General features: G+C 71.5%; 23 protein-coding genes. 20 read left to right on the top strand and 3 right to left on the bottom strand.

What is annotated here, in order from left to right; translation table 11 throughout:
* Positions 1 to 86: 86 nt before the first annotated feature.
* The 8 genes from rpsK to D3273_RS00720 all read left to right on the top strand — a co-directional run bounded on the left by rpsK (position 87) and on the right by D3273_RS00720 (position 7604).
* A complete protein-coding gene (rpsK, locus tag D3273_RS00755; RefSeq protein WP_129222676.1) occupies positions 87 to 476 on the top strand; it encodes a 30S ribosomal protein S11 in 390 nt (129 codons plus the stop codon).
* Positions 477 to 684: 208 nt separating this feature from the next.
* Positions 685 to 1710 (top strand): DNA-directed RNA polymerase subunit alpha, encoded by a 1026-nt coding sequence (locus tag D3273_RS00750; protein ID WP_129222675.1) that lies wholly within the window; start codon positions 685 to 687, stop codon positions 1708 to 1710.
* A gap of 141 nt (positions 1711 to 1851) precedes the next feature.
* The gene (gene rplQ / locus D3273_RS00745) at positions 1852 to 2271 is read left to right on the top strand and encodes a 50S ribosomal protein L17 (RefSeq protein ID WP_129222674.1); all 420 of its coding nucleotides are present in this window, start codon (positions 1852 to 1854) and stop codon (positions 2269 to 2271) included.
* 244 nt (positions 2272 to 2515) lie between these two features.
* A complete protein-coding gene (locus D3273_RS00740; protein ID WP_129222673.1) occupies positions 2516 to 3919 on the top strand; it encodes a Do family serine endopeptidase in 1404 nt (467 codons plus the stop codon).
* 84 nt (positions 3920 to 4003) lie between these two features.
* Positions 4004 to 5344 carry a replication-associated recombination protein A gene (locus D3273_RS00735; protein WP_129222672.1) on the top strand — a complete coding sequence of 447 codons (1341 nt, stop codon included), beginning with the start codon at positions 4004 to 4006 and terminating at the stop codon, positions 5342 to 5344.
* 83 nt (positions 5345 to 5427) lie between these two features.
* A complete protein-coding gene (locus tag D3273_RS00730) occupies positions 5428 to 5724 on the top strand; it encodes a hypothetical protein (protein ID WP_129222671.1) in 297 nt (98 codons plus the stop codon).
* A 204-nt stretch (positions 5725 to 5928) separates the two neighbouring features.
* Positions 5929 to 7143 (top strand): ABC transporter substrate-binding protein, encoded by a 1215-nt coding sequence (locus tag D3273_RS00725; RefSeq protein ID WP_245500916.1) that lies wholly within the window; start codon positions 5929 to 5931, stop codon positions 7141 to 7143.
* A gap of 170 nt (positions 7144 to 7313) precedes the next feature.
* Positions 7314 to 7604 carry a DUF1488 family protein gene (locus D3273_RS00720; protein ID WP_165359329.1) on the top strand — a complete coding sequence of 97 codons (291 nt, stop codon included), beginning with the start codon at positions 7314 to 7316 and terminating at the stop codon, positions 7602 to 7604.
* Positions 7605 to 8025: 421 nt separating this feature from the next.
* On the opposite strand, the gene D3273_RS00715 is transcribed toward D3273_RS00720, so the two are convergent.
* Entirely contained in the window at positions 8026 to 9063 is a 1038-nt protein-coding gene (locus D3273_RS00715; RefSeq protein ID WP_129222669.1) for a LacI family DNA-binding transcriptional regulator, read from the bottom strand.
* A 152-nt stretch (positions 9064 to 9215) separates the two neighbouring features.
* Here D3273_RS00715 and D3273_RS00710 point away from each other — a divergent pair, with 152 nt between their 5' ends.
* From D3273_RS00710 to D3273_RS00690, 5 genes are all read left to right on the top strand, one after another.
* Complete coding sequence (locus tag D3273_RS00710; protein WP_129222668.1) at positions 9216 to 10772, top strand: sugar ABC transporter ATP-binding protein; 1557 nt, start codon at positions 9216 to 9218, stop codon at positions 10770 to 10772.
* Positions 10769 to 11755, top strand: coding sequence for an ABC transporter permease (locus tag D3273_RS00705; RefSeq protein ID WP_129222667.1), 987 nt, complete (start codon positions 10769 to 10771; stop codon positions 11753 to 11755). Before D3273_RS00710 ends, D3273_RS00705 begins: the two co-directional genes overlap by 4 nt.
* An 8-nt stretch (positions 11756 to 11763) precedes the next feature.
* The gene (locus D3273_RS00700; RefSeq protein WP_245500939.1) at positions 11764 to 12834 is read left to right on the top strand and encodes an ABC transporter permease; all 1071 of its coding nucleotides are present in this window, start codon (positions 11764 to 11766) and stop codon (positions 12832 to 12834) included.
* 53 nt (positions 12835 to 12887) lie between these two features.
* On the top strand, positions 12888 to 13892 hold the full coding sequence (locus tag D3273_RS00695; protein WP_129222665.1) for an autoinducer 2 ABC transporter substrate-binding protein: 1005 nt from the start codon (positions 12888 to 12890) through the stop codon (positions 13890 to 13892).
* 70 nt (positions 13893 to 13962) lie between these two features.
* On the top strand, positions 13963 to 14856 hold the full coding sequence (locus D3273_RS00690) for an NAD-dependent epimerase/dehydratase family protein (protein ID WP_129222664.1): 894 nt from the start codon (positions 13963 to 13965) through the stop codon (positions 14854 to 14856).
* Between the two features lie 7 nt (positions 14857 to 14863).
* Here the strand turns inward: D3273_RS00690 and otnC are convergent, their stop codons facing one another.
* Entirely contained in the window at positions 14864 to 15523 is a 660-nt protein-coding gene (otnC, locus tag D3273_RS00685; RefSeq protein ID WP_129222663.1) for a 3-oxo-tetronate 4-phosphate decarboxylase, read from the bottom strand.
* Between the two features lie 131 nt (positions 15524 to 15654).
* Between otnC and ltnD the strand changes: the two genes are divergently transcribed.
* The 4 genes from ltnD to D3273_RS00665 are packed head-to-tail and all read left to right on the top strand — an operon-like array spanning position 15655 to position 19533.
* Positions 15655 to 16569: an L-threonate dehydrogenase gene (gene ltnD, locus D3273_RS00680; RefSeq protein ID WP_129222662.1), complete on the top strand. Its 915-nt coding sequence runs from the start codon at positions 15655 to 15657 to the stop codon at positions 16567 to 16569.
* A 4-nt stretch (positions 16570 to 16573) separates the two neighbouring features.
* Positions 16574 to 17362 (top strand): 2-oxo-tetronate isomerase, encoded by a 789-nt coding sequence (gene otnI / locus D3273_RS00675; RefSeq protein WP_129222661.1) that lies wholly within the window; start codon positions 16574 to 16576, stop codon positions 17360 to 17362.
* Positions 17359 to 18627, top strand: a complete 1269-nt coding sequence (gene otnK / locus D3273_RS00670) for a 3-oxo-tetronate kinase (RefSeq protein WP_129222660.1) — start codon at positions 17359 to 17361, stop codon at positions 18625 to 18627. The genes otnI and otnK overlap by 4 nt, the downstream gene beginning before the upstream one ends.
* 12 nt (positions 18628 to 18639) lie before the next feature.
* Positions 18640 to 19533 (top strand): NAD(P)-dependent oxidoreductase, encoded by an 894-nt coding sequence (locus D3273_RS00665; RefSeq protein ID WP_129222659.1) that lies wholly within the window; start codon positions 18640 to 18642, stop codon positions 19531 to 19533.
* A gap of 492 nt (positions 19534 to 20025) precedes the next feature.
* Here the strand turns inward: D3273_RS00665 and D3273_RS00660 are convergent, their stop codons facing one another.
* The gene (locus D3273_RS00660; protein WP_245500915.1) at positions 20026 to 21810 is read right to left on the bottom strand and encodes an acyl-CoA thioesterase; all 1785 of its coding nucleotides are present in this window, start codon (positions 21808 to 21810) and stop codon (positions 20026 to 20028) included.
* A gap of 445 nt (positions 21811 to 22255) precedes the next feature.
* Here D3273_RS00660 and D3273_RS00655 point away from each other — a divergent pair, with 445 nt between their 5' ends.
* The 3 genes from D3273_RS00655 (at position 22256) to D3273_RS00645 (ending at position 26001) form a co-directional block, all read left to right on the top strand.
* Complete coding sequence (locus tag D3273_RS00655; RefSeq protein ID WP_129223009.1) at positions 22256 to 23983, top strand: tetratricopeptide repeat protein; 1728 nt, start codon at positions 22256 to 22258, stop codon at positions 23981 to 23983.
* A gap of 175 nt (positions 23984 to 24158) precedes the next feature.
* A complete protein-coding gene (locus tag D3273_RS00650; RefSeq protein ID WP_129222658.1) occupies positions 24159 to 25232 on the top strand; it encodes an RluA family pseudouridine synthase in 1074 nt (357 codons plus the stop codon).
* Between the two features lie 4 nt (positions 25233 to 25236).
* The gene (locus tag D3273_RS00645) at positions 25237 to 26001 is read left to right on the top strand and encodes an ATP12 family chaperone protein (protein ID WP_129222657.1); all 765 of its coding nucleotides are present in this window, start codon (positions 25237 to 25239) and stop codon (positions 25999 to 26001) included.
* The last annotated feature ends 193 nt before the right edge of the window (positions 26002 to 26194 follow it).

Genomic DNA, 26194 nt, shown 5'->3' with positions numbered 1-26194 from the left:
TCGTCCCGGGTTCGCCCCGGGGTCGAACATGTATCTCCCGAGCGCCTGGCATCACGGGCGCGCTTGAAGGACCAGGACTGGATATTATGGCAAAAGAGGCAACCCGCGTCCGTCGTCGTGAACGCAAGAACATCGCGTCGGGCATCGCCCACGTGAACTCGACGTTCAACAACACGATGATCACCATCACGGACGCGCAGGGCAACACCATCTCGTGGTCGTCCGCCGGCACCATGGGATTCAAGGGCTCGCGCAAGTCGACCCCCTACGCGGCCCAGATGGCCGCCGAGGACGCCGCCCGCAAGGCGCAGGAGCACGGCATGCGCCTGCTCGAGGTCGAGGTGTCGGGCCCCGGTTCGGGGCGCGAGTCGGCGCTGCGCGCCATCCAGGCCGCGGGCTTCACCGTGACGTCGATCCGCGACGTCACGCCGATCCCGCACAACGGCTGCCGCCCGCGCAAGCGTCGCCGCGTCTGACCGCCTGACACATCGACGGGGAGGGGCTGCGCCTTCGGGCGCCGCCCCTTCACGCGTTCCGCCGCCTCTGCGGCACAGGATCTCCACGGGCGCCTTCGCCGAGTGGGAGCAACGCCGCTCCCCGCTCCGCCAAGGTGCCCACCTTCACGCCGAGGCGCGCCGCTCTCCTGACGGCCTCCGGCGGGGTATTAAGCCCGGAAAGACGTCCATGACCACCGTGATCTCGAAGAACTGGCAGGACCTCATCAAGCCCAACAAGCTCGAGGTCCAGATCGGGGACGACCCGAAGCGCGTCGCCGTCGTGGTGGCCGAGCCGCTGGAACGCGGCTTCGGCCTCACCATGGGCAACGCCCTGCGCCGCATCCTGCTGTCGTCGCTGCAGGGCGCGGCCGTCACCGCCGTGCAGATCGACGGCGTTCTGCACGAGTTCTCGTCGATCCCCGGCGTGCGCGAGGACGTGACCGACATCGTCCTCAACATCAAGGACATCTCGATCAAGATGTCGGGCGAGGGCCCGAAGCGGATGATCCTGAAGAAGTCCGGCCCGGGCGTCGTCAAGGCCGGCGACATCCAGGTCGTCAACGACGTGTCGGTGCTGAACCCCGAGCTCGTGATCTGCACGCTCGACGACGGCGCCGAGATCCGCATGGAGTTCACCGTCGACACCGGCAAGGGCTACGTCCCGGCGGACCGGAACCGCAACGAGGACGCGCCGATCGGCCTGATCCCCGTGGACAGCCTGTATTCGCCGGTCAAGAAGGTGTCCTACCGCGTCGAGAACACCCGCGCGGGCCAGATCCTTGACTACGACAAGCTGACCATGACGGTGGAAACCAACGGCGGCATCTCGCCCGAGGACGCCATCGCCTATTCGGCCCGCATCCTCCAGGATCAGCTCAACGTCTTCGTGAACTTCGAGGAGCCCCGCCGCGAGGAGGTGTCCGCCTCGATCCCCGAGCTGGCCTTCAACCCGGCGCTGCTGAAGAAGGTCGACGAGCTCGAGCTGTCGGTGCGGTCGGCGAACTGCCTGAAGAACGACAACATCGTCTACATCGGCGACCTCATCCAGAAGTCCGAAGCCGAAATGCTGCGGACCCCGAACTTCGGCCGCAAGTCGCTGAACGAGATCAAGGAAGTGCTGGCGCAGATGGGCCTGCACCTCGGCATGGAGATTTCCGGCTGGCCGCCGGAAAACATCGATGAGCTCGCCAAGCGGTTCGAAGAACACTACTGAGTTTTCGCCGATGGCGCGAAGCGCCATCGTATCGGGATCGGTGCTCCTGTCATGAGCACCGTGGCGGGCCGCGAGCCCGCCCGGAAAAGAGCGCGGCCGTACCTTGGCACGGCGGCCGCATGATCAACGAAGGAGCCACTCATGTATCACGGACACAAGAAGCGCCGCTTCGGCCGCACCGCCGAGCACCGCAAGGCCATGTTCTCCAACATGTGCGCCAACCTGATCCACCACGAGCAGATCGTGACCACGCTGCCGAAGGCCAAGGACCTGCGTCCCGTCGTCGAAAAGCTGGTGACCCTCGGCAAGCGCGGTGACCTCCATGCGCGCCGCATGGCGATGGCGGAGATTCGCCAGGCCGCGGTCGTCAAGAAGCTCTTCGACGTCATCGGCCCGCGCTACAAGGATCGCCAGGGCGGCTATTGCCGCGTGCTGAAGGCGGGCTTCCGCTACGGCGACGACGCCCCGATGGCGGTGATCGAGTTCGTCGATCGCGACGTGGACGCCAAGGGCTCCTCGCTCGGCAAGTACACGGCCTCGCCCGAGACCGACGCCGCCTGAGCGACGGCGGACAACGATCGTCAACGGAGGCCGGGGCTCGCGCTCCGGCCTTTTTTCTTCGAGGGGACGGGACTTCGCCGCCCTCGGGGCGCCAGGGGAAGAGCCCGATGGGCACCGGCAGAGCGTGGGGACCACGCCCTGTCCGGCGTCGTCCGGGTTTCCGCGGCGCCCGGCCCGTTCGGAACCGGGAGCGATCCCCCGGGTTCTCGCCGATACACCCGACGCGACCAGGAAGCTCGACCCGATGAAGACCCGTCCGCGCGCCGTCTGCCTCATGGCCCTGCCGCTGCTGCTGGCAGGGGCGCCGTCGCGCGCCGACGACCGGCAGCTCCCCGCGTCCAAGGCCGACGTCGTCCTGTCCTTCGCGCCGGTGGTGAAGCGGGTCGCGCCCGCCGTGGTCAACGTCTACGCGTCGCGCGTCGAGAAGCGCCCGCGCAACAGCCTGATGGACGACCCGATCTTTCGCCAGTTCTTCGGCGGCCACGACCGGCCCGGCAACCCCACCGCGCAGTCGCTCGGTTCGGGCGTGGTGGTCGACGCTTCCGGCCTCGTCGTCACCAACTACCACGTCATCGACGGCATGACGGACGTGCGCGTCGCGATGTCGGACAAGAAGGAATATCCCGCCGACGTGGTGCTGCGCGACGAGCGCACCGACCTCGCGGTGCTGCGCCTGAAGGGGGCTCAGAGCCTGCCCGTGATGGACCTCGGCGACTCGGACGCGCTGGAGGTCGGCGACATCGTGCTGGCCGTCGGCGACCCCTTCGGCGTCGGCCAGACGGTGACGCAGGGCATCGTGTCCGGGCTGGCGCGCAGCCAGATCGGCAAGAGCGACTACCAGTATTTCGTCCAGACCGACGCCGCCATCAACCCCGGCAATTCGGGGGGGGCCCTCGTCGACATGAAGTCGCGGCTGATCGGAATCAACTCCGCCATCTATTCGCAGTCGGGGGGCAGCGTCGGCATCGGCTTCGCGATCCCGGTGAACATGGTGAAGAGCGTCATCTCGGCCGCCCGGGCCGGCGAAACGCATGTGCGCCGGCCGTGGCTCGGCGCGAGCCTGCAGGGCATCACGCGCGACATGGGGGAAGCGCTGGGGCTCGACCGGCCGGCGGGCGTGCTGGTGTCCGACCTCGTCGACGGCGGCCCGGCGGACGCGGCCGGGCTGAAGCGCGGCGACGTCGTCACGGCGGTCGACGGCGCGCCGGCCGACGATCCGGACGCCTTCGGCTACCGCCTCGCCACCAAGTCCCTCGGCGGCACGGCCGGTCTGACGGTGCGGCGGGGCAACCAGACCCTGGCGCTGGCCCTGAAGCTGGTGCCGCCCCCCGAGACGCCGGCGCGCGACGCCGTCACGCTGCGCAACGATTCGCCCTTCTCCGGCGCCACGCTGGTGAACCTGTCGCCGGCCGTGGCGGAAGAGATGCAGATCAACGGCGTGCGCGCGGGTGTGGTGGTGGCCGCGGTGGCGGACAATTCCACCGCCGCCATGACGGGCATCCAGAAGGGCGACGTCATCGTCGGGCTCGACCGCTCCAAGGTGACGAGCACGCGGCAGGTCGAGAAGGCGACGGCGGCGCGTCAGGACTTCTGGCATGTCACCATCCAGCGCGGCGGCCAGATCATCGATTCCGAACTGGGGGGCTAGCGTCGAGGCCGGGCCGACGGCGGCCGGGCACGACCGCGTCGGCCCGCCTGGCGACGCGACCGAACGGGAGGCGGATGACGCGCCATGAGCGACCTGTTTTCCGCCGCCGGCCTCGATCCGGCCCCGCCGCCCGGGCCCGAGCCCGCATCCCCCGGCCATCGCCCGCTCGCCGACCGCCTTCGCCCCCAGACGCTGGGCGAGGTGGCGGGGCAGGGGCACCTCGTGGGGCCGGACGGGTCGTTGACGCGGCTGCTCGCCGGCGGCACCCCCGGTTCGCTGGTGTTCTGGGGCCCGCCCGGCACCGGCAAGACCACGGTGGCGCGCCTGATGGCGGACAGGACGAGCCTCGACTTCGTGGCCGTGTCGGCGATCTTCTCCGGCGTGGCGGACCTGAAGAAGCTGTTCGACGACGCCCGCGCGCGCCGGCGCGCCGGCCGCGGCACGCTGCTCTTCGTCGACGAGATCCACCGCTTCAACCGCGCCCAGCAGGACGGCTTCCTCCCCGTGATGGAGGACGGCACCGTGACGCTGATCGGCGCCACCACCGAGAACCCGTCGTTCGAGCTCAACGGGGCGCTCCTGTCGCGCTCCCGCGTGCTGGTGTTCCGGGCCCTCGACGCTGAAGCGCTCGGCGACCTCCTCGCCCGCGCCGAAGCGCTGGAAGGCCGGGCCCTGCCGCTCGCCGCGGACGCGCGCGAAGCGCTGCTCGGCATGGCGGACGGCGACGGGCGCGCGGCTTTGAACCTCGCCGAGGACGTGTGGCGCGCCGCCCGGCCGGGCGAAACGCTGGACGCGGCGCGGCTCGTCGCGGTGCTGCAGCGCCGGGCGCCGCTCTACGACAAGAAGCAGGACGGCCACTACAACCTGATCTCCGCCCTGCACAAGGCGGTGCGCGGTTCGGACCCCGACGCCGCGCTGTATTACCTCGCCCGCATGCTCGACGCCGGCGAGGACCGGCTGTTCCTGGCGCGGCGCGTGGTCCGCATGGCGTCGGAGGACATCGGCCTGGCGGACCCGCAGGCGCTCGTGGTGGCCAATGCCGCCAAGGACGCCTTCGACTTCCTCGGCAGCCCGGAAGGCGAACTCGCCATCGCGCAGGCGGTCGTCTATCTCGCGACGGCGCCGAAGAGCAACGCCGTCTACACGGCCTACAAGGCCGCGATGGCGCTGGCGAAGCAGGGCGGCTCGGTGCTGCCGCCGAAAAGCATCCTCAACGCGCCCACCAAGGTGATGAAGCGCGAAGGCTACGGCGAGCACTACCGCTACGACCACGACGAGCCTGACGCCTTCTCGGGCCAGAACTACTGGCCGGAGGCGATCGGTCGCCAAAGCCTGTACCGCCCGACGGAGCGCGGCTTCGAGCGCGACCTCGGCAAGCGCATGGCGTGGTGGGCCGAGCGTCGGCGCGAGCGCGGGGACGGTTGAGCCGCGCGGGCGCGCGTCAACCCGTCGTTAACCACGTTCTGCGATGAAGGGTGGTCTCAACCCATGGCCAAGGACGGACCGGCATGGACGCGGCCCTGACCTTCGATTTCTCTTCCTCGATCCGCTACGCCCTGACGCCCCGCCCGGCGCCGGGCGGCCGCTTCGACATCGTGCTGGACCTGTTCCGCGGCGCCGCCCCGGCGCTCACCCGCACGGTCGCCTCCGTGGGGTCGCACGAACTGGCCCCCGTCGTCCTGGCCTGCCGCCGCTACCTGGAGCGCCGCGGCGCCCACGCGGTGTCGCAGACCGAGACGGCGCCCGAGCCGGCGCCTGCCTGGGCGGCGCCGGTGGCGGCCTTCGACTGGATGTTCGCCGGCTGACCCCGCCGGCGGGGGCCCGCCCACGCTGGTCGGCCGGCGGTGCGCCGCCGTCCCCATGATCGCGTCCCGATGCGATGCCGAAATGCGATGACGGGTCGTCGGCAACGGTCTTGGACCGGCCCGAGCGCCGTCGCCTAGCCTGACCGGAACGGGGGCCCATCGCGACGCGATGCCGAACGGCGCCCCGCCCGGGGGGACGACGCGATGACGAGCCTGCATTCGATCGGACCCTGCGCGGCCGCGATGGCCCTGCTGCTGGCCCAGGGCCCGCTGTCGAAGCCTGCCCGGGCCGATGCGCCGTTCCGCATCGGCGTGGTCGAGGACCTGTCCGGCGTGTATTCGGGCAACGGCGGCTCCAGCATGGTGCTGGCGACCCGGATGGCGGTCGAGGACTTCGGCGGCACGGTCCTGGGCCGGGCCATCGAGGTCATCGCCGTCGACCACCAGAACAAGGCGGACCTCGGCTCGGCGCTGGCGCGCCAGCTCGTCGACGACAGCCACGCGTCCGCGCTCGTGCTGGGCGGCGCGAGTTCGGTCGGGCTCGCCGTGCAGGCCTATGCCAAGGAGAAGCGCGTCACCACGCTCGATGCCGGCGGCTACGCGTCCCAGTTCTCCGGGCCGGGCTGCTCGCCCTATGGCTCGCAATGGGTGCCTTCCACCAACGAGCTCGCGAACGCGGTCGCGGAGGCCATCGTGAAGGAGGGCGGCAGGAGGTGGTTCTTCATCACCGCCGACTACGTCTTCGGCAACGGTCTGTCCGCCGCGGCCAGCCAGGCCGTGAAGGCTGCCGGCGGCTCGGTGGTGGGCGAAGTCAAGCACCCGCTGGGCACGGCCGACATGTCGTCGCCGCTGCTGGAAGCCCAGGCTTCGGGCGCCGACGTGATCGGCCTCGCCAACGCCGGGCCCGACCTCGTCAACGCCATCAAGCAGGGGCGCGACTTCGGCGTGTCGTCGAAGATGGCCGCCATGCTGGTCTTCACCAACAACACGGTGGCGCTGGGCCTCGACGTGGCGCAGGGCATCCGCTTCTCGGTGAGCTTCTACTGGGACCTGAACGACGACACCCGCGCCTGGACGAAGCGCTTCATGGCGCGCAACGGGAACGCGGTGCCGACCATGGGCCATGCCGCAGGCTATTCGTCCACGCTGCACTACCTGCAAGCCGTGGCCAAGGCCGGTACCGACGACGCCGCGACGGTCGACGCGGCATTCAAGGCCCTGCCCATCACCGACAAGCTCCTCGACAACCCCCACATGCTCGCCAACGGCCGCGTGGTGATGGACATGCACCTCGTCGAGGTGAAGACGCCCGCCGAATCGAAGAGCCCCGCCGACCTCTACAAGGTCGTCGAGACCATCCCGGGCGACACGCTCTTCACCCCGGCCGCCAGGAGCGGCTGCCCCTTCACGGCGGGGTGAGGGGGCTGCCCGTCGCCCGTCGGGGGAGACGGCGTCGACGCGCCGCGGCGGCGGACGAGGGGCCGAGCGCCGCGCGGCCCGGCCGACGGAACATGGTCCCCATTGGCGCGGCCCGTCCGGTGTGCCACCACGGGGGCGCCTCGCCCCACGCCCCTCGGAGCCCCGCCCCCTTGCGCCTGACCGCCACCGACCTGCCCGCCGTCATCGATCCGTTCGGGCTGCACTTCACGATGGAAAGCCGGCAGGGGCCGGTGCGCTGCCACGTTTTCCGCGAAGCGGTGGACGAACTGGAGGAAAGCCACGCCCGCAACGCCGCCGAAATGCTGCGCCGGTTCACCGTCCATCGGAAGCGGCTGGAGCGGGTGGCGGACCGCATGTACGGCGCCGGCCACACGACGCCCTGGATCAACGTCGAGGACCTGCTGCTCGGGGTGTCGCCCGACGCGTGGGACTACGATTGAGGGAAGGCGCCTTCGATCCGAGATCGGCCTGAACCTCGCCGCTCGGCGCCGACGAGCCTCCGGACATCGACGGTCGTCCGCCGACAGCCTCGCCGCCCGGTTCGGCCCCGGCCGCGGCCCGCCAGGGGGCCGAGGTGCTCCTCGACATCCATCCGGAGGCCTGTCCTCGACGACGGAGATGCTGACCCATCTCCGTCGCGTTGCGCCGCACGAGCGGCGGCGCGCGATCGCATTTGCCAGCGATCACGATTTTCGACTGCTGGTGTCACTCCGGTGACGGTTGGCGGCTCGATCGCGAGCGCATCTTTCAGGGCGTCGGGCGGACAGCGTCGAACGCGTCGGATCCAACCCGCACAAGGAGGACCGCTCCCCGGCAGCTTGATCTCCCGAAAGCACCAGTGGGACGGCACCGACCGAGCCGTCATGTGCTTCCTCGCACGATCAGCTCGAAACCGACGTCGACCCGGCGCACCTTGGGGCTGCCGACCTCGATGGCGCCGAGGAGCTTTTCGGCGCCGATGCGGCCGATGGCGCGGCGGGGCGATACGATGGTGGTGAGGCCCGGCGTGACCAGGCCCGAGATGTCGAGCCCGTTGAAGCCCGCGATGGCGACGCGGCCCGGCACCGCGATGCCCTCGCGCTGGGCCCGCAGGATGGCCCCCACGGCGAGGTCGTCGTTGGCGTAGAAGATCGCGCCGGGCGGTGGATCGAGGCGCAGGGCTTCGACCAGCATGTCGCCGCCGAGCGCCGGGCTGGACGGGACGTTTCGCGTCAACGGCGGCCGCCGCGCCGCCCCGAAGGACGCGAGCGCGCGGTCGAAACCGCGGAAGCGTTGGCCCGCCCTGTAGTCTTCCGCGATCCGGCAGCCGGCGAAGAGCAGGTTCGCATGCCCCCGTTCGAGCAGGTGCCGCGCCATGGCGGCCCCGGCGGCCCCGTGCGACAGGCCCACGTTCATGTCGATCGGCTTCGCGCCGACCTCCATGATCTCCACCACCGGGCGGCCCCACCGCTCGATCAGCGCCCGCGTGCGCGGCTGGTGGCGCGTCCCCGCGAGGATGAGGCCCGGCGGGGACCAGCCCAGGAAGGTCGAGATCCAGGCGTGCTCGCGGTCGAGGTCGTATTCGGTGTTGCCGAGCAGCAGCTGGAAGCCCGCGCGCTGCACCACCTCCTGGATGCCCTGGATGGTTTCGACGAACACGGCGTTGGACAGGGACGGGACGACGACCGGGATCACCGGCGAACTCGCCGACGCCAGCGCGCCCGCCACCCGGTTCTGCACGTAGCCGAGCTCGTCCACCGCCAGCCGCACCCGGTCCCGCAGGTCGGCCGACACCATCGCGGGCTTGTTCAGCGCGCGCGACACCGTGATGGGCGACACGCCGGCCCGTTCGGCCACGTGCTTCAGGGTCGCCGCGCTCGGAACCTCGCGCGCACCGGGCATCCGCGGCACCGTCTTCATGGCGGAATCAAAGCATGAAACCGCGGCGGGGCCAAACCGCGGCCCGCCCGCCGATGATTGCGACATCATGATTGCGCAATCACGAGCGCCGGCCTACAGTCGGGGCGTCGAAAGAGCCCGAACGGCTCGGCGACGGCAGGGAGGGCCATCGGATGAGCGCGCAGCGCGACGCTGATTCGGCGATGCCGGGCTTCTACGCGGCCCAGGGCATCCGGAAGAGTTACGGCGCCATCCAGGTGCTGAAGGGCATCAGCCTCGACCTGAAGCCCGGCCGCATGGTCACGATCATGGGCGAGAACGGCGCCGGCAAATCCACCCTGTTCAAGATCCTGGCGGGCCAGGTCCCGCCGACGGGCGGCACGCTCCGCCTCGCCGGCGCGCCGGTCGCGCTGGCGTCGCCCTCGGCCGCCCACGCCCGGGGCATCTACCTCGTCCCGCAGGAGCCCGCGCTGCTGCCCGAGCTCAGCGTGGCGGAAACCATGTTCGTCGGCGCCCTTCCGACGCGCGGCGGCCCGCTCGGGCGGCGGGTGGACTGGGCCGCGATGCGGGCGCGGGCGCGGGCGGCGCTGGATGCGCTCGAACTGCCCATCGACGTGGACCGGCCGGCCCGCACCCTGTCCATCGCCCAACAGCAGCAGGTGGAATGCGCCAAGGCCCTGCTGCGCGGGTGCCGCATCATCCTCTTCGACGAGCCCACGAGCCCCCTCACGTCGCACGAGGTCGAGCATCTCTTCTCCATCATGCGGCGGTTGAAGGCCGACGGCTGCACGCTGAGCTTCATCAGCCACCGCATGGACGAGGTGCTGGAGATCAGCGACGAGATCGCGGTGCTGCGCGACGGCGTGCTGGTCGACGTCGTGGCGCGCCCGTCCTTCGACCGCGCGCGCCTGCTGTCGCGGATGGTCGGCCGGCCCCTGAAGGCCGTCCCGCGCCGGGCCGCTTCGAACGCGCGGGACGAGGTGGCCCTCGAGGTCCGCGGCCTGTCGGACGGCCTGCGCTTCGCCGACGTCGGCTTCAGCCTGCGGCGCGGCGAAGTGCTCGGCCTCGCCGGCCTCGTCGGCGCCGGCCGGACGGAGATCGCCGAAACCGTCTTCGGCGTCCGCCCGGCCGCGGCCGGCGAGGTCCGGCTCGGCGGCGCGGTCGTCACGGGCCTGGACTGCCACGCGATGATCCGCCGAGGCCTCGTCTACGTGCCCGAGGACCGGGCGCGCCACGGCGCGGTGCTCCCCATGACGATCACCGAGAACGTCACCTCGGGCCTGCTCGACCGCGTTCGCCGTCGCGCCGGCCTGCTCAGCGCCCGCGACGAGGCGCGGATCTCCGCCGCCGCCGTCCGCGATTTCCGCGTGCGGTGCGCGGGCCTCGACCAGCCCCTGCGCGAGCTGTCCGGCGGCAACCAGCAGAAGGTCGTCTTCGCCAAGTGGATGACCACCGGACCCCGCGTGGCCATCCTCGACGAGCCGACCCGGGGCGTCGACGTCGGCGCCAAGGAGGACATCTACGAGATGATCGACGCGATGGCCCGCGACGGCATGGCGCTGCTCGTCATCTCGTCGGAAAGCGAGGAACTGGTGCGGCTCTGCGACCGCATCCTGTCCATCTACGAGGGGCGGGTCGTCGCGGAACTGTCCGGCGCGGACATCTCGCCCGCCGCCGTCGCCCGCTCCTACCTCACCGCCGCGGCGCCGTCGGGCGGGGTCGCCGCATGAGCGCCGCCGCGGCGCGGCCCGCCGCCGACCCGCGTCCGGGCTGGCGGGACCGGCGGGAACTCGTCCTCGTCGCCGTCACGGCCGCCTCGGCGGGCGCCGTCGGCATCGTCAACCCGGGCTTCCTCACGGTCGAGAACCTCCGCTTCGTGGCGCTGAACTCGGTGGTGCTGTCCATCGTGGCCCTCGGCCAGACGCTCGTCATCGCCATGCGGGGCATCGACCTGTCGGTGGCGCCCCTCATGGGCCTGTCCGCGATGGTCTGCGGCCTGCTCGCGCAAACCCACGGCCTGCCGCTCTGGGGCGCGGTCGGGGTCGCGCTTGCCATCGGCCTGGCGCTCGGCACGCTCAACGGCGTGCTGGTGGCGGCGCTGAACATCCCGCCCATCATCACCACGCTCGGCACCTACAGCCTCTTCGGCGGCCTGACCTTCCTGTATTCGGACGGCACGCAGGTCGACCAGGTGCCGCCCGCCTACGCGGCCTTCGGCAACGCCGGGCCGCTCGGCCTGCCCGTGCCGACCCCCGTCCTGGTGCTGCTCCTGGTGACGGCCGCCTGCTGGTTCGCCCTCGGCCATTCGCGCTTCGGCCGGGCCGTGCTGGCGGTCGGCAACAACGCCGCCGCGGCCTACAACGCGGGCCTCCGCGTGGCCGTCATCCGCATCCAGGTCTACGCCCTGTCCGGCCTGCTGGCGTGCCTCGGCGGTCTGGTCTTCGTCTGCTACACGGGCTCGGCCACGGTCACGACCGGCACCGGCGACCACGTCGAGCTGCAGTCGATCGCGGTGGCGCTGGTGGGGGGCACCCTCATCGCCGGCGGCCGGGCCAACGTGCTCGGCACCGTGCTGGCGAGCCTGTTCCTCAGCACCGTGCTGACCGCGCTGGTGTTCCTGCAGGTTCCGCCCATCTGGTACTCGGCCGGCGAGGGGCTGATGATTCTCGTGGCGGTGCGGGGCGGCACGCGCCGCGCCGCCGGGAGGGCGTGAGCGTGGACATGCGCGCCCCCGCGGCGGCCGACGCCGCGACGCCCCGCGACGGCCGACGCCTGCCCGTCGGCGGGTGGGAACTGGCGCTGACGGCGCTGCTCGTGGCCGTCGTGGCTGGCTTCGGCGCGGCCGCGCCCGGCTTCTACGCCGGTCCGGCCTCGCTGCTCGGCCTGACCGAGAACTTCCTGCCCTTCGGCCTCGTGGCGCTGGGACTGAGCCTCGTCATCCTGACGGGCGGCATCGACCTGTCGGTCGGCGCCGTGGCGAGCCTGTCGGCCGTGCTGGCGGCGCAGCTGTGGAGCCGCTTCGGCGTCGACATCTGGGCGGCCTCGGCCCTCGGCGTCGCGATCGGCGCGCTGCTCGGGCTCCTGAACGCCGCCGTGATCCTGCGCCTCGGCATCGAGCCGCTCATCGCCACGCTGGGCACGAGCTTTCTTTACGGCAGCGCCGCCGTCGCGGCGGCCGGGGCCGCCCCGCCCTCGGGGTTCCCGGCGAGCTTCACGGCCGTCGGCACCGGGACCCTCGGGTCGCTCGGGCCCCTGGCCGGCCTCGTGCCGATCCAGCTCGCGCTCTTCGCCGCCCTCGCGGTCCTGTTCTCGGCCCTGGTCGCGCGCAGCCCCTTCGGCCGGGTGCTCGTGATGGTGGGCTACAGCCCGGACGCCGCGCGCTATTCCGGCATCCGGACCGGGCGCGTGCTGGCGACCGCCTACGCGGTCAGCGGCGCCATGGCGAGCCTCGCCGGGCTGGTGCTGGCGTCCTACTACGACGCCGTGCGGCCCGACATGGGCGACGTCCTGCTGCTCACAGCCATCACCATGGTGGTGCTCGGCGGCATCAGCATCTTCGGCGGCGAAGGCACGGTCGCCGGGGTCGTAGTGTCGGTCCTGGTGCTCGGCTTCCTGCGCCAGGGCATGCTCATCGCCGGCTTCTCCGACATGGTCACCACCATGCTGACCGGAGCCATCCTGCTGGCCTCCATCGCCGCGAAGAACCTGTTCAACAGGCGCGGTACGGGGCTCGCCAACCAGATCTGGGCGACCATCCGACGCCCCGAGCCCCCGCGCGCGAACCCGAACTGAGACGACGGGCCGCGCGGGACCACCCATCGGACCTCCCGGGAGGAGACACCATCATGAACCGTCGTCGTCGATCGTTGGGCGGAGCCGCCCTCGCCCTCGCCCTGTCCGTGTCGCCGCTCTTCGCGGCGGACGGCGCGATGCCCGACACCGCCAAGCGCATCAAGGTCGCCATGGTGCCGAAGCTGGTCGGCCTGTCGGTGTTCAAGGCCAATGAGCAGGGTGCCATCGCGGAAGCCAAGGACCTCAACATCGATTTCCTGTACACCGGGCCGGTGACGGCCTCGGCGCAGGGGCAGGTCGACGTCTTCAACAGCCTCATCGCCCGCAAGTTCGACGTGATCACCACCACGTCCAACAACCCGACTCAGCTCGCCCCGTCCCTGGAACGAGCCATGAAGGCCGGCATCAAGGTGGTCGCCTACGACAGCGACGTCGCCCCCCAGGCCCGCGACTTCTTCATCCAGAACACGTCCTACCCGGCCTTCGGCAAGGCGCTGGTCGAGTCGGTGATCAAATACGCCGGGCCGGACGCGAAGATCGCCATCCTGTCGTCGACCCCGGACGCCACGATCCAGAACGAGTGGATCGGGGCGGTGAAGAGCTACCTCGCCGCCACCTACCCGAAGGTGCAGATCGTCGCCACGGAATACGGTCAGTCGAGCCCGTCGCAGTCCCTCACGGCGGGGCTCAACATCCTGCAGGCCCACCCCGACGTGACCGGCATCATCGCGCCCGACGGCGCCGCCGTGGTGGGGGCGGCCGCCGCGATCGAGAAGCTCGGCAAGACCGGCAAGGTGTTCACGACCGGCGCCAGCAACCCCGACGCGGTCCGCCAATACGTCAAGAGCGGCGTCATCAAGGAAACGCCGCTGTGGGACGAGGTGAAGGAGGGCCGGCTCGTCCTGTACGTGGCGCGGCTCGCGGCCGACGGGGCCTTGAAGGACAACGACACGTTCACGGCGCCGGGCCTCGGCACCTACGAGGTCAAGGACAAGGTCATCGTGTTCAGCGAGCCGCTGGTCTTCGACGCTTCCAACATCGACCAGTACAAGTTCTGACAGGTCGAGTCCGACGGGGCCGCCCGCCCGCGGGCGGTTCCGATTCCACCACGATAGAAGGGTTTCCGGCATGAAACGCGTGATGTTCACGGGCGGCAGCGGCAAAGCGGGCCGCCACGTGGTCCAGCACCTGGTCGACCACGGCTACCAGGTGCTCAACCTCGACACCAAGCCGCTCGACAACCCGAAGGTCCGCACCCTCGTGACGGACATCACCGACAGCGGGCAGGTGTTCAACGCCCTGTCTAGCTACATGGGCCTGCACGAGTTCGACCCCGACCTGTCGCCCCAACCGGTCGACGCGGTGGTGCACTTCGCCGCCATCCCCCGCATCATGCTGGTGCCCGACAACGAGGTGTACCGCATCAACGTGATGGGCACCTACAACGTCATCGAGGCGGCCCTCAAGCTCGGCATCCGCAAGGTCATCATCGCCTCGTCCGAGACGACCTACGGCCTCGTCTTCAACCACGGCCACCGCGATCCCGAACACTTCCCCCTGGACGAGACCTATCCGGTCGATCCGCGCGACAGCTACGCCATGTCGAAGATCTGCAACGAGAAGACCGCCCAGGCCTTCGCGGGCCGCACGGGCGCCGACGTCTACGCGATCCGCATCGGCAACGTGGTCGAGCCCGACGAATACAAGCTGTTCCCGGGCTTCTTCGCCAAGCCCGACTTCCGCAAGCGCATCGCCTGGAGCTACATCGACGCGCGCGACCTCGGCCAGATCATCCGGCTCGGCATCGAGACGGACGGCTTGGGCTTCCAGATCTTCAACGCCGTCAACGACCACACCTCCTCGGACCTGCCGACGGCCGAACTGCTGAAGCGCTACTACCCGAACGTGCCGGTGCGCGGCGAGCTCGGCGAATACGAGGGCCTGCTGTCGAACCGCAAGGCGAAGGAGGTGCTGGGCTTCCGGGAAGCCCACAACTGGCGCCGCGAGGTCCCGGCGGCCTGACGGCCGCTCACCCCCCGTGCGCGTGTTCGGGCGGGCCGCCGAAGGCCCGCCCGAGCTCCGCCACCTGGGCGGGGGACAGGAGGCGGGGGTTGAGGCCGCGCAGCAGCATGTAGAGCTTCGCGGTTTCTTCCAGCTCCTCGATGGCGTTGACGGCGGCCGTCAGGGTGTCGCCCGCCATCACGGGCCCGTGATTGGCCAGCAGCACGGACGCGTAGCGGCCCGCGAGCCCCCGAATCGCATCAGCGACCGCGGGGTCCCCGGGGCGGTGGTAGGGCACCAGCGCCGTGTCGCCGACCCGCATCACGTAATAGGCGGTCAACGGCGGCAGCACGGACCCGGGCTCGACCTCCGGCAGCATGGAAACCGCCACCGAATGCGTGGAATGCAGGTGCACCACGGCGCCGGCGGCATGGCGCGTCTCGTAGAGGGCGCGGTGCAGCGGCCCCTCCTTGGTGGGCCTGTCGCCGGACAGGAGGCGTCCGTCGGCGTCCAGCAGCGACAGGCGGGCGGGGTCGAGGGCGCCCAGCGACGCGTCGGTCGGCGTCATCAGCAGCCGCCCGTCGTCCAGGCGCACGCTGATGTTGCCGGAGGAGCCGGGCGTCAGACCGCGGTCGAACAGGGATCGGCCGTGGCGGCAGATCTGGTCGCGGATGTCGATCTCGCGCATGGAACGCTCCGGCGGGTTGAGAACAGCGTTGACAGGAGCGAAGGCTCGGGTCGATGCTGGATGATAGCGCTATCATCGAGGGGTCGCAATCCGCCGCCGCTGGGGCGGGGCGCAGAAGAAGGGTTCGGTCGATGGGTGGGAATGGGACATCGGGCGCCGCAGCCGTGATCGGCCTGGGGTCCATGGGGTTCGGCATGGCGCAGTCGCTGCTGCGGGCGGGTTTCGTCGTCGCGGGCTACGATCCCGCGAGCGTCGCCCTGGACCGGCTCGCCGCCGCGGGCGGGCGCGCCGCCGCGAGCCCCGGCGACGCGGCGCGGGGCGCCGACGTGGTGGTGGCGGTGGTGGTCAACGCGGACCAGACCGAGGCCGTGCTGTTCGGGGCCGACGGCTGCGCCGACGCCATGGCGCCCGACGGCGTCGTCGTGTCCTGCGCCACCATGGCGCCGGAGCGGGCCCGCGCCCTGGCGAAGCGCCTGGAAGCCGCCGGCCGCCACTACCTCGATGCGCCGATGAGCGGGGGGGCGGCCCGCGCGGCCGACGGTTCCCTCACCATGCTGGCGTCGGGCAGCGAGGCCGCCTTCGCCCGGGCCGAAGCCGCGCTCGCCGCCATGACGGGCACGCTGTACCGCCTGGGCGACGCCGCTGGCCAGGGCGCGGCCTTCAAGATGGTCAACCAGCTCCTCGCCGGGGTGCACATCGCGGCGGCCTGCGAGGCCATGGCCTTCGCTAGCCGGGAAGGGCTCGACCTCGCCCGGGTGTTCGACGTGATCACCCAGTCGGCCGGCAATTCGTGGATGTTCGAAAACCGCGTGCCCCACATCCTGGACGGGGATTACGCCCCGAAAAGCGCGGTCGAGATCTTCGTCAAGGACCTCGGCATCGTGGTCGACATGGCGCGGGCGAGCCGCTTCCCGGTGCCGGTCGCCGGCGCGGCGCTGCAGATGTTCCTGATGACCGCCGCCGCCGGCATGGGCCGCGACGACGACGCGTCCGTGGCGCGCCTCTACGCCAGGATCGCCGGCCTCGACCTGCCGGGACAGGAGTGAACCCATGCCGCGCTTCGCCGCCAACCTGACCCTGATGTTCACCGAACTGCCTTTCCTCGACCGTTTCGAGGCGGCGGCCCGGGCGGGGTTCGACGCCGTCGAGTTCCTGTTCCCCTACGACCATCCGCCCGAGGCCGTGGCGGAGCGCCTGCGCCGCCACGGCCTCGCCCAGGCCCTGTTCAACCTGCCGCCGGGCGACTGGGCGGCGGGCGAGCGCGGCCTCGGCGCCCTGCCGGAGCGCCGCGACGAGATGCGGGCGAAGTTCGACGAGGCCGTGCCCTACATCCGCGCCACGGGCACGCCCTCGGTCCACCTCATGGCGGGCAGGACGGACCGCTCGGCCCCCCACGCCCGCGCGTTCCGCGACGCCGTCGCCTGGACGGCGGAACAGCTCCACGCCCTCGGCGTGACCCTGGTGCTCGAACCCCTCAACACGCGGGACAACCCCGGCTACCACCTCGTCGACTTCGACGAGGCCGCGGCGCTGATCCGCGACCTGGCGCTGCCGAACCTCAAGCTGCAGTTCGACATCTACCATTGCCAGATCGTCCACGGCGACGTGACGCGCCGGCTGGAGGCCGCCATGCCCATCGTCGGCCACGTCCAGGTCGCCAGCGTGCCGTCGCGCCACGAGCCCGACGGCGAGGAGCTGAACTTCCCCCACCTGTTCGCGCTCCTGGACCGGCTCGGCTACGGCGGCTACGTCGGCTGCGAATACCGGCCGCGCGGCGCGACCGCCGACGGCCTCGCCTGGTTCGCGCCCTATCGCGCCCGCCGCGGAGCCGACGCGTGAGCCTGCTGCTCGGCGCCGTGGCCGACGACTACACGGGCGCGTCCGACCTCGCCGGCACCCTCGCGGGCGCGGGCCTGCGCGTGGTGCAGACCATCGGCGTGCCGCCGGACGACCTCGCCCTGCCGGAGGTCGACGCCGTGGTGGTGGCGCTGAAGAGCCGCTCGGTGGCGGCCGGGCGCGCCGTGGCGCTGTCGCTCGCCGCGGACGCCTGGCTGCGCGGCCGCGGGGCGCCCCACGTGCTGTTCAAGGTCTGCTCCACCTTCGATTCCACGGACGACGGCAACATCGGCCCCGTGACGGACGCGCTGGCGGCGCGGACCGGTTCGGTGCCGCTCGTGTGCCCGGCCTTCCCGCGCAACCGGCGCACCGTGTACCGCGGCCACCTGTTCGTCGGCGACGACCGCCTCGACGAAAGCCCGCTGAAGGACCACCCGCTGAACCCGATGCGGGATTCGAGCCTCGTCCGCACGCTGGCGCGCCAAAGCGCCAAGCCGGTCGGCCTGATCCCGATCGAGACCGTGGAGGACGGCACTGACGCCGTGCTGGCGCGGCTGACCTCGCTCGCCGCGGAAGGCTGCGGCAGCGCGATCATCGACGCCGTGCTCGACCGCCACCTCGACGTTCTGGGCCGCGCCGCCCTGGCCGGCCCCCTGTCCACCGGCGCTTCCGGCCTGGGGCTCGGCCTCGCCCGTGCCGTGGGTCCGCGGCGGCCGGCCGCGGCCGCGGCGGCCCCGCGCCCGGGGCGCGGCGCGTCCGCCCCCGGCACGCTCATGCTGGCGGGCAGCTGTTCGGCGGCGACGCTCGGCCAGGTCGCGCGGGCGGAGGCGGCCGGCGTGCCGGTCCGCCACCTCGACGTCGAGGCTCTGATGGCGGGGGGCGACACCGGCGACGCGGTCGCCTGGGCGCGCGAGCGGCTCCCGCGCGGCCCGGCCCTGGTGGCGACGAGCCGGTCGCCGGCCGAGGTCGCGGCCCTGCAGGCCCGCTTCGGCGCGGCCGCGGTGTCGGAACGGCTCGAAGCCGCGTTGGCCGAGGTCGCCGCGGCGCTGGCCGCCGGCCTGTCCCGCCTGATCGTGGCGGGCGGCGAAACGTCGGGCGCCGTGGTGGACCGGCTCGGCTTCCAGGCCTTCGCGCTCGGGGACGAGATCGCCCCCGGTGTGCCGCTGCTGCGAGCCGTCGGGGCGCGCCACGCCGGGCTGAGCCTCGCGCTGAAATCGGGCAACTTCGGCGGCATCGACTTTTTCGCCGACGCCACGCGGGCCAACTGAGGAGAACGGGACATGGACAAGGAACGGGTCGGCTTCGCGGGCGTGGGCCTGATGGGGCACGGGATGGCGCGCAACATCGTCGACAAGGGCTGGCCGCTGTCGGTGCTCGGCTACAAGCGCCGCGATGCCGTCGAGGACCTCGTCGCGCACGGCGCCCGCGAGGTTCGCTCGGCGCGGGAGCTCGCCGAGAACAGCGACGTCGTCGTGCTCTGCGTGACCGGCTCGCGCCAGGTCGAAGCCCTGGTGGAGGGGCCGGACGGGCTGGAGTCGGCCGGCGTGCCGCTGGTGGTGGTCGACTGCTCGACCTCGGAGCCCGCCTCGACGACGCGCCTCGCCGCCGCCCTGGCGCCGCGGGGCATCACGCTGGTCGACGCGCCGCTGAGCCGCACGCCGAAGGACGCCTGGGCCGGCACGCTCGACGTCATGGTGGGCGGCGACGAGGACGCCGTGGCGCGCGTGCGGCCCATCATCGACTGCTTCGCCGGCCGCGTCGTGCCGACCGGCCCCGTGGGCACCGGCCACACGATGAAGCTGCTCAACAACTTCGTGTCGCTCGGCTATGCGGCGCTGTATTCGGAAGCGCTGATGCTCGGCGCCAAGGCCGGGCTGACCCCGCAGGTGTTCGATTCCGTGATCCGCGGCGGCCGCATGCACTGCCCGTTCTACGACACGTTCTTCACTTACGTGCTCGAACGCGACCGCGACGCCCACAAGTTCAGCCTGTCGAATGCCCTGAAGGACCTGACCTACCTGGCGGGCTTCGCCCAGGCCGCCGAGGTGGCGAACCCCGTCGGCGCCGCGGTGCGCAACAGCTTCGCCCAGGCGGTGGCGGGCGGCCGCGGCGCCGACTACGTCCCCATGCTGTCCGACATCGTCGGTGCCGCGAACGGCATCGCCGAGGGCTGAGCCGGGCGCGCCATCCATGGCGAACTCGAGCAGCGCAGATCGGCCCCGCCGCGACCGTCGAAGACGGGGGGATCGGGAGCCAGAGAAGTGATGCACGGAGTGCCGACGGATTGCTCGTGCGTGTTTCAGGCAACGCGACGGAGACGCGCCAGCATCTCCGTCGCTTGGTATAGAACGTCCTAGGTTCGGAAAAGTCGTTCATCGGCGGATCGCGCCAGGACGGATCGTGCAGCGATGGCCGGCACGCACAGGCCACCGTCCCGGCATCGATGCGCGAATGAACCCTCGGTCACAGGCGCCCGCGCCGGAAGGCGGCGAGCCCGTGCCATGTCGCGACCCGGCGGAGCCCGACGGCGACCGCCGGCGTCCCACGGGACGGGGCGCGCGGGGGTCGGGACACGGCACCGGCGGCTGCGAGAGGCGCGATGTCGGCCGATCGGTCACGGTCCGGGCGCGAAGGTGGTCCGAGGGCCAAGCGCTTCGCGCGGCGCGTCAGCCGGCCAGGGCGCCGTCCGCGACGGGCCGGAGCGTCAACGGCGACTCCTTCGGCCAGTGGGGCAGGAACCCCGACACGATGGACCGCGGGATGTCCAGCGGGCGATAAGTCTTGCTGTCCACGAACATGAGCGACTGCTCGCCCTTGCCGAGCAGCCCCTGCCTCAAGCCATGCACCTCGTGCAACAGGGTGACGAACTTTCGATTGTGGGAGCCGATCCGCAGCTTCACCACCACGTCCTCGAACTCCTTCGTTTCCCGCTTGAAGTCGTGCTGGAACGACTTGGTCAGCACGTAGAAGCTCGTGTCCTGCAGGTCGAAGTCGGGCATGCAGGCGTTGAAGAACAGTTCCCTGCACTTGCCGACCCATCGGACGTAGTTGGCGAAGTACACGTTGCCGACCGAATTGGTGTCATCGTAGGTCGGCGTCAGTCGCATCACGTACCACCCCTGCTCGAAGCCGTGGGCCTGCGTCGGGCAGATCCTGTCGGGCGGGGGGAGCGCCACGACCTGTTCAGGCTCGAACGCCGGCGCAGGGGCGGTGACCGCCGGGGACGGCGCTTCCCGCCCGCCGGCCATGCGACGCGCGACCGTCGGCAGAGCACCCGCGAGGCCCAGCAGGGGCGACAAGGCCAGGAGCCACGCGGATTGCGTGTAGCCCACCACGAAGGCCAGGGCCGACGCCAGGCCCAACAGCCAGCACAATGACCGGTCGTAGGCGCTGCGCAGGCCGAACACTTCGGCGACGAGGCACGCGCCGCCGCCCGTCAGCAGCGTCGCGTAGGGGAGCATCAGGTACATCATCGACAGGCCCGCCTGGGACGCCGCCGCCCAGGCGATGCAGGCGGCGAGCAGGGGCCACACGGGGCTGCCGACCAGGGACGCGGGCACGAAGGCCAGCAGCGGGGCGTTGCTCTTGGTCAGCACGCTCGAGGTCATCCAGCGGATGGACTGGTACGCGCCGTCGAAGGTGGAGACGGCCGCGATCGCCGCCCAGGCCAGGAGGGCGTAGCGGTGCCAGGACCCGGCCATCGCCGCCACCGCGGAGCCGTGGTAGTTGACGATCCCGTCGCTCGCCATCGCGCCTTCCCCGCCCCAGGCCCGCGCCAATGCGGCGTTGATGACCAGGAGCACGAAGAAGCCCGCCGCACCGGCCGCGTAGGACGCCCGCACCGATCCTCCCGCGCGACGGATCTCGACGGCCCGGTGCCATTGCTGCACGTCGAGCCACGGCCCGAGCAGGAACCCGACCAGCGTGGGCAGGACGAGGCCGAGGAACAGGGCGTCGATGTCCCCCGGCGGCAAGGCGCGGACCGGCGCGTCGCCGAAGGGCGGGAACGCCAGGGCCGCGGCCGCCACGCCGGCGCAAAGGTAGGCCGCGTGGACCTTGCGCAACTGGACGAGCGTCGTGGCCCGGCCGACCGCGCAGGACACGAGCAGGAGCATCACGGTCATCACCGCGGCTCCCGGGCCGAGCAGGGACGACGCGACGTAGCGCGTGAAGGCGAAGGCGGTCACCGCGACGGCGAAGACCTGGGCGGCGAGGAGCAGGCCCATGTAGGTGCCCTGGATCGCGCCGAACACCCGTCCCGGGTCGTTGCCGCGGGATTCCAGGACATGGCCGAACAGGAACAGGCCGATCGCGTTCGGGATCGCGAAGGCGAAGAAGCCGAGCCATCCGTAGGCCATGGCCACATGCATGGAGTAGAAGAACCCCAGCCCCCAGAGCCACGACATCGCGATCGTGGGCGACCAGGACAAGGAAACCTTAACGCGTCGCATGTCGTGTCCACCACCGGTCTCGATCCCCGCCGCCAGCATGAGTCGCATGACGGACGGAGGCAAGCCCGTCGGCCGCGGTCGGTCGTTTGCGGCAGCCCGGGGGCGCCGCGCCAAGGCACGGCCGCCCGCCGGCCCGGCGGCATCGCGCGGCGCCGTCCCGCCCAAGCGGCGCGACCGGGCCGCCATCCTGGCGCCGTCGCGGGATCCGTCGCGGGGTCCCGGGCTCGGCCGGGGCCGCCCTTGCGGCACCCGCGCAAAAAGGACATCTTCCGCCGTCAGCGTGCCTCGGCCGGCGCCGGGCCCCCCGGGGTCGCGCCGCCCATAACCCGACAAGGTTTCCGTGCCCGACCAGTCCTTTCCGCGCCGCCGCGCGACCCGTTTCGCGGCCTTCCTGCTCGCCGGCACGGCCTTCGCCTTTCCCGCCCTGGCCCGCGACGTGGTCGCCATGCCGCCGCCGCCGGACGTGTCGGGCAGCGTGTCGGGCAACTACCTGTCGGCGCTGGTGGCGGGCGCGGACCGCGACACGCAGGCGGCCTCGGCCTATTTCAAGGAGGTCCTGCGCTCCGATCCCCGCAACCCGGAACTGATCGAGCGGACCTTCGTGGCGTCGCTGGCCAACGGCGACATCGACGACGCCCTCGATTTCGCCCGCCGCACCGTCAAGAACGACCCCAAGAACGGGCTCGGCCACATGGTGCTGGGCATCGGCCAGATGCGGGACGGGCATTGGGTCGCGGCCCGGCGCGAGTTCATGTCCGGCGGCGCTGGCAGCGCCCACGACATCACGGCGACGCTGCTCGCCGCCTGGACCTTCGCGGGCCAGGGCGACGAGAAGAAGGGTCTCGCCGCCATCGACGAGCTCAAGGACACCGGTTTCCGGGTGTTCCGCGACTACCATGCCGCGCTGATCGCCGACCTCGCCAACGACCTCCCCGAGGCCACCAAGCGCTTCAAGGTGGCCTATGCCGAGGACCACACGATCCTGCGGCTCGTCGACGCCTACGCGCGTTTCGAAGCGCGCCACGGCGCCAAGGACGAGGCCCTGCGCGCCCTCGACGCCTTCGGGCAGGTGCTGCCGCACCATCCGCAGGTCGAGGCGCTGGCGGCCGACATCCGGGCCGACAAGCCGATCCAGCCGCTGGTCAGGTCCGCCCAGGAAGGCGCCGCCGAGGTGCTCTATGGGCTCGGCGCCGCCGGCGGGCGGCAAGGCGACGAACTCGCCGCCATGATCTACCTGCGCCTGTCGCTCTACCTCGCCCCCAACAACAGCCTCGCCAACATCACCCTGGCGGACCTCTACGCCCGGCTGAAGCAGAACGAGCAGGCTATCGCGGTCTACGGAAGGGTGCCGGACGCCAGCGCGCTCCGCAACAACGCCGACGTCCAGACCGGGCTCACCCTCGACGTGATGGGCAAGCCCGACGACGCCATCAAGTACCTGAACGACATCGTCGCCAAGCACCCCAGGGACCTCGACGCCTTGACCACGCTGGGCAACGTGCAGCGCGAGCAGAAGCGCTACGCCGAAGCGGCGGCGACCTATTCCAAGGCCATCGACACGCTGCCGAAGGACGACAAGAGCGCCTGGACGCTGCTGTATTTCCGCGGCATCTCCTACGAGCGTGCCAAGGACTGGCCCAAGGCCGAAGCCGACTTCCAGCACGCGCTCCAGCTCGAGCCGGACCAGCCGCTGGTGTTGAACTACCTCGGCTATTCCTGGGTCGACCGCGGCGAGCACCTCGACGACGCGTTCAAGATGCTGCGCAAGGCCGTGGCGCTGCGGCCGGAGGACGGCTTCATCGTCGACAGCCTCGGCTGGGCCGACTACCGCCTCGGGGACTACGACGGGGCCATGAAGGAGCTGGAGCGCGCCATCGCGCTGAAGCCCGGCGACCCCACCATCAACGACCACCTCGGCGACGCCTATTGGCGCACGGGCCACAAGCTCGAAGCCCAGTTCCAATGGAACCACGCCCGCGACCTGAAGCCCGACCCGGACGACCTGCCGGCGATCCTCGACAAGATCGCCCACGGCCTGCCCGACCCGAAGCCCACGGCCGCCGCTTCCGCCGACACCCGGCCCGCGGTGCCGGACGCCAAGCCCCCGGAGACCAGGCCGGCCGACAGCCAGCCGGCCGACGCCAAGCCGGCGGGCGAGGCGGCACCGAAGTAGCTCGGGGCGTCGTCACGGGTGCGGCGGGTCGCGATCCGCGAAAGCCGCTTGCATCCCGCGCCGCGCCGCGCCATTCCATCGTGCTCACGGCGCCCTCCCTCCCCGGGTCGGGCGGCCTTCGGCTTTGGCGTGGTGCGATCCCTTCGGTTCCTCTGCCCCCGATGAGGATGAACCCATGAGCGTCGACACCCTGACCGTCACCGAGGACGAGGACGGCATGCGCCTCGACCGCTGGTTCAAGCGGCGCCATCCCGACCTCACGCTCGGCCACCTGAACAAGATCGTCCGCACCGGCCAGGTCCGCGTCGACGGCGCGCGGGTCAAGACGTCGACGCGCGTCGCCCCCGGCCAGACCGTGCGGGTGCCGCCCTTGAAGGCCAGCGAGTTCCCCGGCCCCGTCACGCGCCGCGCCGTGGCCTCCGAGGAGGACCTGCGCGCGATCCGCGAGATGGTGCTGTTCGAGGACCGCGACGTGATGGTGCTGAACAAGCCTTACGGCCTCGCCGTCCAGGGCGGCTCCGGCACCACGCACCACATCGACGGCATGCTGGCGAGCTTCGCTTCGGAGAACGGCGACCGGCCGCTGCTGGTCCACCGGCTCGACCGCGACACGTCGGGCGTGCTGCTCGTCGCCAAGACGCGCAAGATGGCGTCCGACCTCGGCGAGGTGTTCCGCTCCCGGCAGGCGCGCAAGCATTATTGGGCGCTGGTGCAGGGCGTGCCGAAGCCCGCGCAGGGGCGCATCTCGTTGTTCCTCGCCAAGGGCGAAGGCATGGGCAACGACCGCGCGGAGCGCCCCAGGGGCGGCCAGTCCGCGGCGGGGCGCGCCGCCATGGAGCGCATGCGCGTGGCCAAGCACGGCGACCCCGACGCGCAGCATTCCGTCACGCTCTTCGCGACGGTCGACCGCGTGCTGCCGCGACTCGCCTGGCTGTCCATGAAGCCCATCACGGGCCGCACCCACCAGCTGCGCGCCCATGCCGAGGCGATCGGCCATCCGATCGTCGGCGACCCGAAGTATTTCGTGGCCCCGCCCGGCGGTGCGAAGCAGCTCGACCCGTCCCGCGCCGTGCCGTCCGAGGTCGAGAACAAGCTGCACCTGCTGGCGCGCCGCCTCGTGTTGCCGCACCCGCGCGGCGGCACGCTGGACGTGACGGCGCCCCTGCCGCCCCATATGCAGAAGACCTGGGACCTGTTCGCGTTCGACGCGAAGCAGTTCGACCCGATCGAGAACGCCCCCGAGGATTGATCGCATGGTGCATGAGCCGGGCCCGATGATCCCCGGTCGGCAGGCCCCGCCGCCGAAGCCGAAGCGGTTCTACGCCGCCGCCACCGCCGAGGAACGCGACGGCGCCTTCGCGCTGCTGCTCGACGGCCGCGGCGCCAAGACCCCGGCGAAGCGCGCGCTGGCGCTGCCGTCCCGCCCCGCCGCCGAAGCCCTGGCGGAGGAGTGGAACGCGCAGGTCGAGGTGATCGACCCCGCCCGCATGCCGCTGACCCGCATGAGCAACACCGCCATCGACGGGGTGGCGGTGCAGATGGCGGCCGTCGCCGACGAGGTGAAGACGTATCTCGGCTCCGACCTGCTGGTGTACCGCGCCGCGGATCCGGCGCCCCTCGTCGCCGCTCAGGCGACGGCGTGGGACCCGGTGCTCGATTGGGCGCGCGAGGCCTTGGGCGCGCGCTTCGTGCTGGCCGACGGCATCACCTTCGTGGCGCAGCCGCCCGCGACGCTGCAGGTCCTGGGCGCGGAAGTCGATGCCGTCGTGGGGCAGGGGCCCGGGGCGCCGTTCCGCCTGGCCGCGCTCAACGTGATGACCACGCTGACAGGGTCGGCGCTGCTGGCGCTCGCGGTGATGCGGGGCCGTCTCTCGCCCGAGGCCGCCTGGGCGGCGGCCCACGTCGACGAGGTGTTCCAGGAATCGCAATGGGGGGCCGACGCCGAAGCGTTGGAGCGGCGCGAGCGACGCTGGGCCGACATGGAAGCCGCCGCGAGGCTCGGCAGGCTGGCCGGGTAGGTTCTCGATCGCGCGCAACGCGCTCGCTCGACGGGAGCGCCGTCGGGGCGGGCTCGAACTCTCGTGCAATTGCCGATCTCGTGAGCTCGCTCCGGCGCTTTCACGCCGCGGCGGATGTCACGGTGCGGCGTTTGTCGGCTCGACGCCCGCTGCCGCATGCGAAAAGGCTCCCGGCGGTCCGACCGCCGGGAGC

The sequence above is a fragment of the Lichenibacterium minor genome, from assembly GCF_004137685.1.
Lineage (GTDB): Bacteria > Pseudomonadota > Alphaproteobacteria > Rhizobiales > Beijerinckiaceae > Lichenihabitans > Lichenihabitans minor.
This window is presented reverse-complemented; position numbering and strand designations above follow the sequence as displayed.